Here is a 13815-nt window from a genome sequence, read left to right on the forward strand (position 1 = left end):
CCGCCCACCCGGGGCAACGCGGCCGCCGCGGCGCCCCTGACCGACGGTGAGTGGCACCGCCTGCACCCGCTCACCCCGCTGCTCAAGGGCGGGATCTTCCTCATCGTCATCCTCGGCTACGTGCTGAACAGCCTGCGGGACCAGCTCGTCGAGTTCTTCATCCCGGGCGAGCAGCAGGAGGACGGTGACCCCGTCCGGTACGTGTACGAGCACGGCGTCGTCGGCTGGGTCCTGCTCGGCATCGTGGTGCTGCTCGTGGTGCTGATCGGGCTGTTCTACCTGTCCTGGCGCATGCACGAGTTCCGCGTCACCGGCGAGATCGTCGAGGTGCGCTCGGGCGTGCTGTTCCGGAACCACCGCAAGGCCCGGCTCGACCGGATCCAGGGCATCAACATCCAGCGGCCGCTCGTGCCCCGGGTGTTCGGCACCGCCAAGCTCGAGATCGCGCAGGCCGGCAACGACGCCAACGTGCAGCTCGCCTACCTCGGGGCCCGCGCCGCCGACGATCTGCGGCAGCGGATCCTGGTGCTCGCGTCCGGCGCGAAGGACGACGACGGCCACGGCGGTCCGTCGCGGCAGTCGCACGGGGCACTGCAGGACCGCGTCGACGAGATGTTCTCGCCGGAGCTGGACCCGGCAGCCGTGCACGCGACCCGCATCGTCAAGGTGCGTCCGGGTCGGCTCATCGCGTCGATGCTGCTGTCCGGCACGACGCTGTTCCTGCTGCTCGTCATCGCCGGCATGATCGTCAGCGTCGCGCTCACCGGTGAGTTCGCGGTGCTCTTCGGGCTGTTCCCCGCCGTCCTCGGTGCCGGCGGCTACTACGTCCGCAAGTTCTCCCGTTCGCTGCAGTACACGATCGCCGAGACCCGCGACGGCATCCGGATCGGCTTCGGGCTGGTCTCGACGTCGAACGAGACGCTGCCGCCCGGCCGCATCCACGCCGTCAGCGTCGCGCAGCCGCTGCTGTGGCGTCCGTTCGGCTGGTGGGACATCCGCATCAACCGTGCGACGAGCGCCGGCAACGGGGCGTCGAGCAACCAGCAGGTGTCCTCGATCGTGCTGCCCGTCGGTACCACGGCGGACGTCCGCGAGGTCCTCGACATCATCCTGCCCGGGCTCGTCGGCACCGTCGTCGCCGGCCCCGAGGCGTCGCAGGAAGCCCTGCGCGAGGTGGCGGCCGAAGCCGTCGACGTCGTCGACGACAGCCTCACCACCTCGGGCGACCGCGGCGGCTTCGTGCACTCCCCACGCCGTGGCGCCTGGCTCCGTCCGTTCGCGTTCCGCCGCAACGGCTACCGGTTCGTGCAGGGTGCGGTGCTGTTGCGGCTCGGTGCCGTGTGGCGCTCGCTCGTCATCGTGCCGCTGCCCCGGGTGCAGAGCGTCAAGGTCGAGCAGGGTCCCCTCGAGCGTGCCCTGCGGCTCGCAGCCGTCCACGTCCACACCGTGGCCGGTCCGGTCTCGGCCCGCGTCGGTGCGCTCGACGCGCGTGACGCGCAGCGCCTGTGGTCGGAGACGACGCAGCGTGCCGTCGAGGCGGCCGCCGTCGACACGACCCACCGCTGGCGCGAACGGGAGGCCCGTCCCGCGGCCGCCACGCACGCTGCGGCCGACACCGTGCCCGGGTCCGGAGCCCCTGCCGGACGGGCGGTGGACCACCGGCCCGGCGCCGTCCCTGCCGGCTGGGACGACGTCCCACCGACCGGAGCCGCACGATGAGGGCCGGGCGTCTCGGGGTCGGCATCGTCGGCGCCGGACGGGTCGGACCCGTCCTCGGAGCAGCCCTGGCGAACGCGGAGCACGCCGTCGTCGGGGTGACCGCCGTGTCCGACGAGGGTCGTGACCGCGCCGAGGCCATGCTGCCGGGCGCCCCGGTGCTCGCGACGCCGGACCTGGTCGAGCGGAGCGAACTCGTGCTGCTCGCGGTGCCGGACGACCAGCTCGCCTCGCTCGTGCAGGGTCTGGCGGACGCCGGGATCTGGCAGCCGGGGCAGCTCGTCGTGCACACCAGCCCGGACCACGGCGTCGGCATCCTCGCCCCGGCGATGGCGGCCGGTGCGATCCCGTTGGCGATCCACCCCGCGATGGCCTTCACGGGCACGAGCGTCGACCTGTCCCGGCTGCGCGACGCGTACTGCGCGGTGACCGCCCCGGCGCCCGTGCTGCCGATCGCGCAGGCGCTCGTGGTCGAGATGGGCGCCGAACCGTTCGTCGTCGCCGAGGCGGACCGGCCCGCCTACGCCGACGCGGTGCGGGCCGCCGTGAGCTTCTCGACCGCGATCGTCGACCAGTCGGCGGGCACCCTTTCCGGCATCGGCGTCGAACACCCGGGACGTGTCCTCGGAGCGCTCGTCCGCTCCGCCGTCGACAACGCGCTCACCGCCGCCGACGGGCAGTCGACGCTCTAGCGGTTCGGGGGCGGGACCGCGGCGCGGGTAGCATTTCCCCCGACCCCCACGACCATCGGAGCCGCACCCGCATGACCGACGAGACCGTCACCCCCGACACCGCGATCGCCGACGCCGCCGCACTGGCCGAGCAGGAGACCAGCGAGCAGCGACAGGTCCGGCTCGACAAGCGGGCGAAGCTGCTGGAGTCGGGCATCGAGGCGTACCCCGCCGAGCTCCCCATCACCACGACGATCCCGGCCGTGCGCGAGCAGTACGCGCACCTGGAGACCGGCGAGGAGACCCAGGACGTCGTGGGCATCGCGGGTCGTGTGGTGTTCTCACGCAACACCGGCAAGCTCTGCTTCGCGTCCCTGCAGTCCGGCGACGGCTCGCGCATCCAGGCGATGGTCTCCCTGGCCGAGGTGGGGGACGAGTCCCTCGCCCGCTGGAAGGAGTTCGTCGACCTCGGCGACCACGTGTTCGTGCACGGACGGGTGATCTCCTCGCGCCGCGGCGAGCTGTCGATCATGGTCGACGACTGGGCGATCGCGGCGAAGGCGATCCTGCCGCTGCCGAACCTGCACAACGAGCTCAACGAGGAGACGCGGGTCCGCCAGCGCTACCTCGACCTCATCGTCCGCGACGAGGCCCGCGCCACCGTGCGTGCCCGCGCTGCTGTGATGGCCTCGCTCCGTCAGACCTTCACCGCGCACGAGTACCTCGAGGTCGAGACCCCGATGCTGCAGACCCAGCACGGCGGCGCCTCGGCACGACCGTTCGTGACGCACTCGAACGCCTTCGACACCGAGCTGTTCCTGCGCATCGCACCCGAGCTGTTCCTCAAGCGCGCCGTCGTCGGTGGCATCGACCGGGTGTTCGAGATCAACCGCAACTTCCGGAACGAGGGTGCCGACTCGTCGCACTCGCCCGAGTTCGCGATGGTCGAGGCGTACCAGGCGTACGGCAACTACGAGCAGATGGCCGACTTGACGCAGGAGCTCGTGCAGAACGCGACCCGCGCGGTCACCGGTGGGGCGCTCGAGGTCACCCTGCCCGACGGCAGCACCTACGACCTGGGTGGCGAGTGGCCCCGCATCGACATGTACGGCTCGCTGTCCGAGGCCGCGGGGCGCGAGATCAGCCCGGAGACCCCGCTGTCCGAGCTGCAGGCGCTCGCCGAGGCCGAGGGCGTCGAGGTCGCCCACGCCACGCACGGCAAGTACGTCGAGGAGCTCTGGGAGCACTTCGTCATCGACTCGCTCGACCGCCCGACCTTCGTGATGAACTTCCCGGTCGACACCTCGCCGCTCACCCGGCAGCACCGCACCCGTCCGGGCGTCGTCGAGAAGTGGGACCTCTACGTCCGCGGCTTCGAGCTCGGCACGGCGTACTCCGAGCTCGTCGACCCGGTCGTGCAGCGGGAGCGGTTCGTCGAGCAGGCGAAGCTCGCGGCCGGCGGTGACCTCGAGGCGATGCGCGTCGACGAGGACTTCCTGCGGGCCCTGGAGCACGCGATGCCCCCGTCGGGCGGCATGGGCATGGGGATCGACCGCCTGCTCATGGCCATCACGGGCCTGGGCATCCGCGAGACGATCCTGTTCCCGCTGGTCAAGGGCGCTGGAGCTTAGGGCAGCGTGCCAGCGCTGCGCGACGCCAGCCCCGGACGAGCTTGCGAGTCCGGTCGGAACAGATAGTCGGGGTACGATGCTCGGGTGCCTGAAGGAGTCGTAAGCGGGATCGTCTTCGCCCTGACGCCGACCATCGTCGTCGGCCTGATCTTCTGGTTCGTGATGCGCGCGATCATGCGTGCTGACCGGACCGAGCGAGCCGCGTACGCCAAGGTCGAGGCCGAGGAGCGCGCCCGCTTCGAGCGTGAGCACGGTCGCCCCGCACCGGCTCCGACGTCGGCCGAGTAGCCGCCCGCGCACGATCCACTTCACCCCGTGTTCACCGCGCGGTGTGATCCTGTCGCGCATGCCCACCATCCCGGAGTCCGCCGCCGGCGTCGATGACCTCGACGACCTCGACGTGGAGGACGCCTTCGGACACCCGGCGTCCGGGGCGGCCGGGGCGTCCGTCTCGCCCGTCGGCAGTGACGACGGACCCCTCGACGACGAGGGTGACGTCGACGACCTCGACGTCTGAGCGCCGACGGACCGACACACACCGTTCACCTCGCCGACGCGTGCCGGGGTGAGCATCGTCCGCATGGCAACCACCGCACATCCCTTCACGGGCCGCAGCCTCGTCGGTGACATCGAGAGCGAGTACGACGAGTTCGACCGAGACGCAGACCTCGAGGTCTCCAAGCGCCGGGACGGGTGGCTCGAACCCTCCTGGTGACCCCCACCCATTCGGTATTCGGGGTACGACGACCAGATCGCACTGATCCGGTCGGACGTACCCCTTTTGCATGTCCGGAGTACGCAGTCGCCTGGGGTACACGATCGGAAACGCTGGTGAAACACGCCTGCAACGCCGGAAACACGGCGTTATCCGCTTGATCCAGGGCCGATTGGGGGACCAGACTGGCGGTGGGCTGTACCCCGCGGGGGACGCTTTCGATGATGAAGCACGGAGAACCCTGAGAATCGCTCCGAACGATTTGTGGGGTACACCTCCGGGCCGCTTTACTCATCAGCACCCCCCGGCAACGCCCCACGAAGCCATCACCGTCGAACGCAGGGAGAAACACCATGACGATCGCAACGGCTGCACCCAGCACCACCCGCCGCACCGCCACCAAGAAGGCATCGGCATCGAAGACCGCGACCGCCGAGTCCGCCACCACCTCCCTCGACACCGAGGTCGAGGCCGACGAGCAGCTCGCCGGTGTCCGCGGCGCCTCGGTCGACCAGGTCGGCGACTACCTCCGTCACATCGGCCGTCTCTCGCTCCTCACCGCCGAGGAAGAAGCGCAGATCGCACGCCGCATCGAGGTCGGGCTCTTCGCCGAAGAGAAGCTCGCCACCGAGAAGGGTCTCGCGAAGACCCTGCAGCGTGAACTCCGCTGGCTGGTCCGCGACGGTGAGCGCGCCAAGGAGCGCATGATCACCTCGAACCTCCGCCTCGTCGTGAGCATCGCCAAGCGGTACTCGCAGCGTGGCCTGCCCTTCATGGACGTCATCCAGGAGGGCAACCTCGGCCTGGTCCGTGCGGTCGAGAAGTTCGACTTCACGCAGGGCTACAAGTTCTCGACCTACGCCACCTGGTGGATCCGCCAGGCCATCTCGCGTGGTCTCGCCGACAAGGCACGCACGATCCGCATCCCGGTGCACACCGTCGAGCTCATCAACAAGATCTCGCGCACCGAGCGTGACCTGACCGTCGACCTCGGCCGTGCGCCGATGCCGGACGAGGTCGCCGCCGAGCTGAGCATGAGCGTCGAGGAACTCGTCGACCTCAAGGGCCGTTCGCACGAGCCGGTGTCGATCCACACCGTGGTCGGTGACTCGGACGACAGCGAACTCGGTGACTTCATCGAGGACGAGGACGCCGCGAGCCCGAACGAGCTCACCGAGACGACGCTGCTGCACCGCGACATCCGCTCCATCGTCGCCGAGCTGCCCAGCGACGAGGCGAACGTCATCCGCATGCGCTACGGCCTGGACGACGACAAGCCGATGACCCTCGACGAGATCTCGAAGATCGTGCACACGACCCGCCAGGCCGTCAGCCGGGTGGAGTCGCGCGCCAAGCTGCGCCTGTTCGCCAAGGCGGTCTCGCAGGACATGCAGCTGTACCTGACCGACTAGGTCCGTGGACTTCGGCCGGCACGTTCACCCGTGCCGGCGCGGGGAAACCGGGTCGTTCTGTGGGAAGACGATCCGGTGGGGTGATGGGACGGCCCGCTCGAGCACTGCTCGAGCGGGCCATTCACGTTCCCGGAGCCGGAGCCGGAGCCGGAGCCATAGCCATAGCCATAGCCAGGGCCAGCCCCGGCGCGGCGTCAGTCGTCGATCTCGCGCCGGAGCTTCTGCCGCAGGTCGCTCGGGATGAGCTCGACCAGCTGGTCGGGCCGCACCGGCAGGTCGAGCAGGCTGAGCTTCACGCGTCCGGTGCGCCCGTGCCGCTCGGCGTCGAGGCGCACCACGCTCCCGGCGTCCTTCCGGAGCCGCATGTCGATCTGCGCCCCGGTGGCCACCTCGCCGACCACGAGCCCGTCGACCTCGAGCGCGGCGCTCCTGGTGCCCTCGGCGATGTCGAACCGGTAGCGCTCCCGTGCGGCGAGCACCACCGAGCGGTCGATCCCGGCCATCGGCGCGACCGGCGTCACCACCGAGCCGGACAGCGCGGGGGAGAGCACCGGCCCACCGGCGGCGTAGTTGTACGCGGTGGAGCCGGCCGGGGTCGCGGCCACGATGGCGTCGGCGCGGTAGTACCCGTACCCGAGGCCCCCGACGCTGAGGTCGGCCGACACCTGCCCGGAGCCCGGCCGTCGCACGATGGTCAGGTCGTTGAACGCCAGGTAGTCGGTGCGGGCACCACCCCAGGACAACCGGGCCTCGAGCGCGTGGTGCGGCTCGAGCTGGTACTCGCCGGCGGACAACCGCTCCAGCGCGCTCTCGAGCTCGGGCGGCTCGATCTCGACCAGGAACCCGACGTTGCCGTAGTTCACGCCGAGGACGGGCACCGGGCGCTTGGCCACGAGCCGCATCGCGCCGAGCATGGTCCCGTCGCCGCCGAGGGCCACGACCAGGTCGACACGGTCGGTGAAGTCGTCGTCGTCCACCACGTCGACCCCGCCACCGATGCGCTGGGCGTCCGCCCGCCGGGCGAGCAGCTCGCCCTGGCCGGACGCGTTCCAGCGCTGCAGGGTCGTCACGGACTCCTGCACGTTCTTGGTCGGGTGGACGACGAGGCCGACGACGGGCTGCTCCATGACCGGATCGTACCGAGCGGACCTCCGATGCGGGCTGTCCCTTCGCAGCGGCATGCGATATTCTGAATACATGCAGACCGCTCAGCTCTCCGTCGCCCTCCCCTCCGTCCGGCACGGCCGCGAGATCGTGCTGCTCGCCGACCTCGAATCCCACGAGTCCGGCTTCGGCTTCGTCGACGCCGAACACCTGCTGCTGGCCGCCGTCACGCTCTGCGCCGGCATGCCCCGCTTCCGCCCCGTCCTCGACGCCCACCGGATCTCCCCGGACACCGTCCGCTCCGGCATCCGCGCCTTCGTCGGCGCCCACACCACCTGCCCGGGCGAACACGATCGGGTCGCGTGCACGCCCGCTGCGATGCGCGTGCTCGCCCGAGCCGCGACGATCGCCGGCCGTTCGGAGCGCATCCGACCGCCGCACGTCGTCCTCGCCGTGCTCGACTCGGTCGACGATCCGCTCGCAGGATCGGCGCACGACGTCCTCGACGCCCTGGGCGTCGACGCGCGCCGCTTCCGACGCGACCTGCGTCGCGCGGTGCGGCGCACCTGACCCAGCGCGACCGACAAGCGGACTGGAGGCCCGTGGCGATCCCGCCACGGGCCTCTCCCACCGGCACGGCCGCCCCGCCGCTGGCGCGTCGGTCCGGTACCGGCGGCGGGGCCCAGTCCGCTTGCCGTTCGCTCACTGCGCACAAGACGCACCCTGGTCACGCCCACGGCGAACAGGGGCAGCCCCCGGGGGGAGCGCTGGTTACTCTCGAAGTACTTGGCCGGACTCACACGAGACCGGCACAGCGTCGGCTCCGCTCATCAGGGGCCAAGGGAGAGCACATGTTCGAGAGATTCACCGACCGGGCCCGTCGTGTTGTCGTCCTCGCTCAAGAAGAAGCGAAGATGCTCAACCACAACTACATCGGCACCGAGCACATCCTCCTCGGCCTCATCCACGAGGGCGAGGGCGTCGCCGCCAAGGCGCTGGAGTCGCTGGGCATCTCGCTCGACGCCGTGCGCGAGCAGGTCCAGGACATCATCGGGCAGGGCCAGCAGCAGCCGACCGGGCACATCCCGTTCACGCCGCGCGCCAAGAAGGTGCTCGAGCTGTCCCTGCGCGAGGCGCTGCAGCTCGGCCACAACTACATCGGCACGGAGCACATCCTGCTCGGCCTGATCCGCGAGGGCGAGGGTGTCGCAGCCCAGGTCCTCGTGAAGCTCGGCGCCGACCTGAACCGGGTGCGCCAGCAGGTCATCCAGCTCCTGTCCGGCTACCAGGGCAAGGAAGCGGTCGCCGTCGGCGGCGAGCAGCAGCAGAACGCGCAGCAGGGTTCGCAGGTCCTGGACCAGTTCGGTCGGAACCTCACCCAGGCCGCGCGCGACGGCAAGCTCGACCCCGTCATCGGGCGCGAGAAGGAGATGGAGCGGGTCATGCAGATCCTCTCCCGCCGCTCCAAGAACAACCCCGTCCTGATCGGTGAGCCCGGCGTCGGCAAGACCGCCGTCGTCGAGGGCCTCGCCCAGGCGATCGTCAAGGGCGACGTGCCCGAGACGCTGAAGGACAAGCAGCTCTACTCGCTCGACCTCGGATCGCTCATCGCCGGCTCCCGCTACCGCGGTGACTTCGAGGAGCGCCTGAAGAAGGTCACGAAGGAGATCCGCACCCGCGGCGACATCATCGTCTTCATCGACGAGATCCACACGCTCGTCGGTGCCGGTGCAGCCGAGGGCGCGATCGACGCGGCCTCGATCCTCAAGCCGCTCCTCGCCCGCGGTGAGCTCCAGACCATCGGTGCCACCACGCTCGACGAGTACCGCAAGCACTTCGAGAAGGACGCCGCACTCGAGCGTCGCTTCCAGCCGGTGCAGGTCAACGAGCCGTCGCTGCCCCACGCGATCAACATCCTCAAGGGTCTGCGCGACAAGTACGAGGCGTTCCACAAGGTGTCCATCACCGACGGCGCGATCGTCGCCGCGGCGAACCTGGCGGACCGCTACGTGCAGGACCGCTTCCTGCCGGACAAGGCCATCGACCTGATCGACGAGGCCGGCGCTCGCCTGCGTCTGTCGATCCTGTCGGCACCGCCGGAGCTCCGCGAGTTCGACGAGAAGATCTCGACGGTCCGCGGGTCGAAGGAAGCCGCCATCGAGGAGCAGGACTTCGAGAAGGCCGCGAGCCTGCGCGACGAGGAGAAGAAGCTCCTCGGCGAGCGTCTCCGCCTCGAGAAGCAGTGGCGTGCGGGTGACGTCGCCGCGTCCGGCACCGTCGATGAGGGCATCATCGCCGAGGTCCTGGCCCAGGCCACGGGCATCCCGGTGTTCAAGCTCACGGAAGAAGAGACCTCGCGTCTCGTCTTCATGGAGAAGGCACTGCACGAGCGCGTCATCGGTCAGGAAGAGGCCATCTCGGCCCTGTCCAAGACCATCCGCCGTACCCGTGCCGGCCTGAAGGACCCGAACCGTCCCTCCGGCTCGTTCATCTTCGCCGGCCCCACGGGCGTCGGGAAGACCGAGCTCGCCAAGGCCCTCGCCGAGTTCCTGTTCGACGACGAGGGTGCGCTGATCTCCCTCGACATGTCGGAGTTCGGTGAGAAGCACACCGTGTCCCGCCTGTTCGGTGCCCCTCCCGGGTTCGTCGGGTTCGAGGAGGGCGGCCAGCTCACCGAGAAGGTGCGCCGCAAGCCGTTCTCAGTGGTCCTGTTCGACGAGATCGAGAAGGCCCACCCGGACATCTTCAACTCGCTGCTGCAGGTGCTCGAGGAAGGCCGTCTGACCGACGGTCAGGGCCGCGTGGTCGACTTCAAGAACACCGTCATCATCATGACCACGAACCTCGGTTCGCAGGGCATCGCCGGTGGCCCGGTGGGCTTCCAGGTCGAGGGTGACTCGGCCGTCGGCTACGACCGCATGCGCGGCAAGGTCAACGAGGAGCTCAAGAAGCACTTCAAGCCCGAGTTCTTGAACCGTGTCGACGACACGATCGTGTTCCCGCAGCTGTCGCAGCCCGAGCTGCTGCAGATCGTGGACCTGTTCGTGAAGCGTCTGGCCGACCGCCTGCTCGACCGCGACATGACCGTCGAGCTCACGCTGCCGGCCAAGGAGCAGCTCATCAAGGTCGGGTTCGACCCGTCCCTCGGTGCTCGGCCCCTGCGTCGCGCGATGCAGCACGAGGTCGAGGACCAGCTGTCCGAGCACATCCTGCAGGGTGAGCTCAACGCCGGTGACCACGTGAAGGTCGACTTCGTCGACGGTGCGTTCCACTTCGAGACCGGGCGTCAGCCGGGCCGCGAAGAGGTCCTCGCCGGTGCAGCCGCGGTCGAGGCCGCGACCGACACGCCCCAGGGCGAGATCGAGTCCTAGGACCTGCCACCCCACGGACAGGAGGCTCGGTGCCAGCTGGCACCGGGCCTCCTGTCCGTTCTCGGGTCGCGTTCAGATCCCGCATCGCCGATCTGCGCGTCCTTGCGGCCACGGACCCCCGTCCGGGGGTACTGTGATGACAACGCGCGAGACGTTCCCCCCAACTCCTCGCGCGTCGCGCTCGATCGGTTCCCCCCAACGGATCGAGACGCAGCCGGCCCCGGTCTGTTCGCAGACCGGGGCCGTTGCACGTCTGGGGACGTTGCCGGTCGGCCGTGCGGGCGTCCGCCGCGTCAGGCGGCGTCGGGCAGCTGTGCGGCGAAGTCGCGGACGGCGCGCTCCCAGCGCTCCGGGTCCTCGTTCCACTCGAGCGTGTGCGGTGCCGTGCGGAACGTGACCGTGGTGGCGCCCTGCCCCGCGGCGACGGCGGCGACGTCGTCGGCCGCGACCAGGGCGTCGGCCTCGGAGTGGATCAGCAGCGTCGGCGTCGACGAGTCCTGCCAGGTGGTCGTCGTGACGGGAGTCGGGGCACCGGCGAGCCGCGACAGCACGTTCGTGGTCGCGATGCGGGCGGCGGCGGTGCCGACGAACGCGGGCAGGTGCGCGCCGCGGACAGCCCCGCGGAGTGCCGAGGCGACGTCGAGCAGGGGTGACACGGCCACGATTCCGTCGACGTCGACGCGTGCGGCGGCGACGGAGCAGGCGAGCGCGCCGGCGGACCAACCCTGCAGCACGACGCGCTGAGCACCACGCGCTCGGGCGGCGCGGACGGCGGCGACGATGCGGTCCGCTGCCCCGGCGTCGAGGGAGCGGAGCGGCAGGTCGGTGGTGTCGACGACCTCGGACGAGGCGCCGAGCGAACGCCAGACCCCGACACCGCGCAGCACCTGGCGCGGGCCGAGGGACTGCCCGTGCACGTGGACCACGCGGGTCGTGGCGGCCTCGGGCTCGGTGCCGGGCACGTCGTCCGGTCCGTCGTACCGCAGGGCGTCCCAGCCCCACGCACCGGTCGCCACGGGGGCGGTGACGCTGCGGCGGACGGTGTCGCCGTCACTGCTTGCTCCGGTCGCCGTGCTCGCGGTGGTGATCGCGCCGACCTGCACCCGGGTACCGTCGCGCTGCAGGTCGTAGGTGCCCGGCAGGCGGGTGTCGCGGGTGGCGGTCAGCTCGACCTCGGTGTCCGTGGCGCTGCGGACCGTGGCGGTCGCCGTGTACGGCGTCGGGAACAGCAGCCGCCGTGCGACGAAGGCGCCGAGTCCGAGCGTGCCGACCACTCCTGCCGCGGTACCGAGTGCCGTGATGCGTGCGCCGGTCATGTGATCTCCCTGAGTTGTGCCGTGGTGAGCGTCGCAGCGGCCGGGACGTCCTGCCCGGCCTCGCGCGCGCGGTCTTCGATCTCGACGGAGAGTCGGTGCTGCCGACTCCGCCACTGGCGACGCTGCCACACGATCGTGAAGTAGAGCCCGGTGTTGCCCGATGCCGTCTCGAGCCGCCGGAGTTCCGGTTCGAGCACGCGGAACCGTCGTCGGGCGGCCCGCCAGTCGCGGAACTCCCGCGCGGCGTCGGGCAGGACGCCGCCGGCCGCGCCGATGGCGAGCAGGACCATCGAGCCGAGGAACACCGGGGTGTAGAGCGTCGACAGGACCCCGACCGCACCGTCCACGCCGGCGACGTGCACGGCGTCGAGGGCGATCGCGATGCCGGCGAGCAGCACGAGGCCGGCGGCACCGACGACGAAGAGCCAGTACAGGCGGCCGAGCCCGTCGCCGCTCCGGAACCCGCGCAGCACGGCGACGGCCGACCGGGCGATCACGATGGCGATGTAGGTCATCTCGACCGCGGAGTAGAGCGCGGTCGGCAGCTGGTCGCCGTAGGCCACCATGAACTGCGCCGTGGGGGTCGGCGCGTCGATGAGGCTGAACAGCACGACGAGGGCGACGAGCACGAGCACGCAGCCGATGATTCGGCTGGCGCGCAGGAGCTTGGCGGAGCGTGCGGCGGCCTCGACCGACTGCGCGAGGGCGAACATGCCGCACACCATCAGGCAGCGGCCGATCAGGTCGGCGATGTTGGGCACGTGTGTCACACCGGCGAGGAACGTCGTGACGTCGGGCTGGTTGATCGTGAGCCCGACGGCGACGCAGCTGCAGCAGACCATCAGCCAGGTGACGCTGGCCGACTGGGTGCGCACCAGGAGCAGCCGGGCGACCAGCACCGCCAGGATCAGCCAGACCGGGATCGACCCCCAGACGTGCAGCGTCACCGCGTCACCGGAAGATCCCGGGCTGGCCCTCGGGGTCGAGCAGCCCGATCCGCAGCGCGAGCTGGTCGGCGACGAGCTCGACGGCCTGTTCGTGCGGGGTGTCCAGCGAGCGGGTGAACGCCGTCCGGCCGCTGAGCAGCCCCGTGTACGCCTGGTGGTCGCAGCCGGTGTCGTCCATGAACACGTGGGCGAGTTCGTGCAGCACGCAGGCCACCCGGGAGCGCTCGGACAGCCCGGGGCGGGTCTCGAGCAGGGCGTGGTCGGTGCGCTGGATGAGCCGCGCGGACAGGTCGCCCGGCAGCTCCGTGGTGCGCACGTGGATCGGCTTGCCGAGCGCCGCCTCGGCACGGGCGGTCAGCTCCGGCAGGGACAGCCGACGGGGGAGCCCGAGGCGCTGCACGCGGCGACGGGCCTCGGTCTGCCGACGCAGGGCGTCGAAGCGGTCGCGGTACCCGCTCACGGGGTGCCGCCCGACTCGTCCAGGCGACGCAGGTGGTCTGTGAAGTCGCGGATCTCGTCCGCCGAGGCGAACTCGCCCAGACGCCGGGTGGCGAACGCCACCACCTCGCGCTTGCGGAGTTCGAGCACGAGCTCCAGCTGCGCCTGCACCCGCTCCGGCACGTCCGTGTTGCCGGCCGCGTCGGTCAGGTACTCCGCCGGGACGCCGAAGTAGGTCGCCAGGGCAGCCAGGAGTCGCTGGTCTCGGACGGCCGGACCGTTGCCGCCGAGCATGTAACCCCAGCGCGGTCGACTCATCGACGCACCCTGCGTCTCGATCTCGGCGGCGATCTCCTTGTACGGGGGTCGCTGGCCCGAGTTGGCCTCGACGACGTCCATCAGGAGCTGCAGTTTGCGCGACAGTTCCCGACGGTGTGCGTCGTCGTCGTTGTACTCGATCACGTGTCCCCACTCTCACATCTGTCTCAGACATG

The 13815-nt window shown here is 70.6% G+C and carries 14 protein-coding genes; 9 read left to right on the forward strand and 5 right to left on the reverse strand.

Annotation, left to right across the window (positions count from 1 at the left end):
• From DEJ01_RS09640 to DEJ01_RS09665, 7 genes are all read left to right on the forward strand, one after another.
• Positions 1 to 1719, forward strand: a 1719-nt coding sequence (locus DEJ01_RS09640) for a PH domain-containing protein (protein WP_111092826.1), incomplete at its 5' end; no start/stop codon positions are given.
• Complete coding sequence (locus DEJ01_RS09645) at positions 1716 to 2408, forward strand: Rossmann-like and DUF2520 domain-containing protein (protein ID WP_164941150.1); 693 nt, start codon at positions 1716 to 1718, stop codon at positions 2406 to 2408. The genes DEJ01_RS09640 and DEJ01_RS09645, both read left to right, overlap by 4 nt.
• 71 nt (positions 2409 to 2479) lie before the next feature.
• Positions 2480 to 4018, forward strand: a complete 1539-nt coding sequence (gene lysS, locus DEJ01_RS09650; RefSeq protein ID WP_111092827.1) for a lysine--tRNA ligase — start codon at positions 2480 to 2482, stop codon at positions 4016 to 4018.
• A gap of 84 nt (positions 4019 to 4102) precedes the next feature.
• Complete coding sequence (locus DEJ01_RS09655; RefSeq protein WP_071245264.1) at positions 4103 to 4306, forward strand: hypothetical protein; 204 nt, start codon at positions 4103 to 4105, stop codon at positions 4304 to 4306.
• Positions 4307 to 4364: 58 nt separating this feature from the next.
• A complete protein-coding gene (locus tag DEJ01_RS18130; RefSeq protein ID WP_181438405.1) occupies positions 4365 to 4535 on the forward strand; it encodes a hypothetical protein in 171 nt (56 codons plus the stop codon).
• A gap of 63 nt (positions 4536 to 4598) precedes the next feature.
• Positions 4599 to 4733, forward strand: coding sequence for a hypothetical protein (locus DEJ01_RS18385; protein ID WP_258320880.1), 135 nt, complete (start codon positions 4599 to 4601; stop codon positions 4731 to 4733).
• A 353-nt stretch (positions 4734 to 5086) separates the two neighbouring features.
• Complete coding sequence (locus DEJ01_RS09665) at positions 5087 to 6145, forward strand: sigma-70 family RNA polymerase sigma factor (protein ID WP_111028721.1); 1059 nt, start codon at positions 5087 to 5089, stop codon at positions 6143 to 6145.
• A 194-nt stretch (positions 6146 to 6339) separates the two neighbouring features.
• Here DEJ01_RS09665 and DEJ01_RS09670 read toward each other — a convergent pair whose 3' ends face one another.
• The gene (locus tag DEJ01_RS09670) at positions 6340 to 7272 is read right to left on the reverse strand and encodes an NAD(+)/NADH kinase (protein WP_071404515.1); all 933 of its coding nucleotides are present in this window, start codon (positions 7270 to 7272) and stop codon (positions 6340 to 6342) included.
• 70 nt (positions 7273 to 7342) lie between these two features.
• On the opposite strand from DEJ01_RS09670, the gene DEJ01_RS09675 reads away from it, so the two are divergent.
• On the forward strand, positions 7343 to 7819 hold the full coding sequence (locus tag DEJ01_RS09675; protein WP_181438406.1) for a Clp protease N-terminal domain-containing protein: 477 nt from the start codon (positions 7343 to 7345) through the stop codon (positions 7817 to 7819).
• A gap of 281 nt (positions 7820 to 8100) precedes the next feature.
• On the forward strand, positions 8101 to 10620 hold the full coding sequence (locus DEJ01_RS09680; protein ID WP_027467068.1) for an ATP-dependent Clp protease ATP-binding subunit: 2520 nt from the start codon (positions 8101 to 8103) through the stop codon (positions 10618 to 10620).
• Between the two features lie 293 nt (positions 10621 to 10913).
• Here DEJ01_RS09680 and DEJ01_RS09685 read toward each other — a convergent pair whose 3' ends face one another.
• From DEJ01_RS09685 to DEJ01_RS09700, 4 genes are read right to left on the reverse strand one after another with little or no spacing between them, the layout of a single operon-like run.
• Positions 10914 to 11936, reverse strand: a complete 1023-nt coding sequence (locus tag DEJ01_RS09685; protein ID WP_111092830.1) for a hypothetical protein — start codon at positions 11934 to 11936, stop codon at positions 10914 to 10916.
• On the reverse strand, positions 11933 to 12883 hold the full coding sequence (locus tag DEJ01_RS09690) for a hypothetical protein (protein WP_111092831.1): 951 nt from the start codon (positions 12881 to 12883) through the stop codon (positions 11933 to 11935). Before DEJ01_RS09690 ends, DEJ01_RS09685 begins: the two co-directional genes overlap by 4 nt.
• Before the next feature lie 4 nt (positions 12884 to 12887).
• A complete protein-coding gene (locus DEJ01_RS09695; RefSeq protein ID WP_111024020.1) occupies positions 12888 to 13343 on the reverse strand; it encodes a hypothetical protein in 456 nt (151 codons plus the stop codon).
• Complete coding sequence (locus DEJ01_RS09700) at positions 13340 to 13783, reverse strand: hypothetical protein (RefSeq protein ID WP_111054751.1); 444 nt, start codon at positions 13781 to 13783, stop codon at positions 13340 to 13342. The genes DEJ01_RS09695 and DEJ01_RS09700 overlap by 4 nt, the downstream gene beginning before the upstream one ends.
• Positions 13784 to 13815 lie beyond the last annotated feature (32 nt).

The organism is Curtobacterium sp. MCLR17_040 (genome assembly GCF_003234735.1).
Lineage (GTDB): Bacteria > Actinomycetota > Actinomycetes > Actinomycetales > Microbacteriaceae > Curtobacterium > Curtobacterium flaccumfaciens.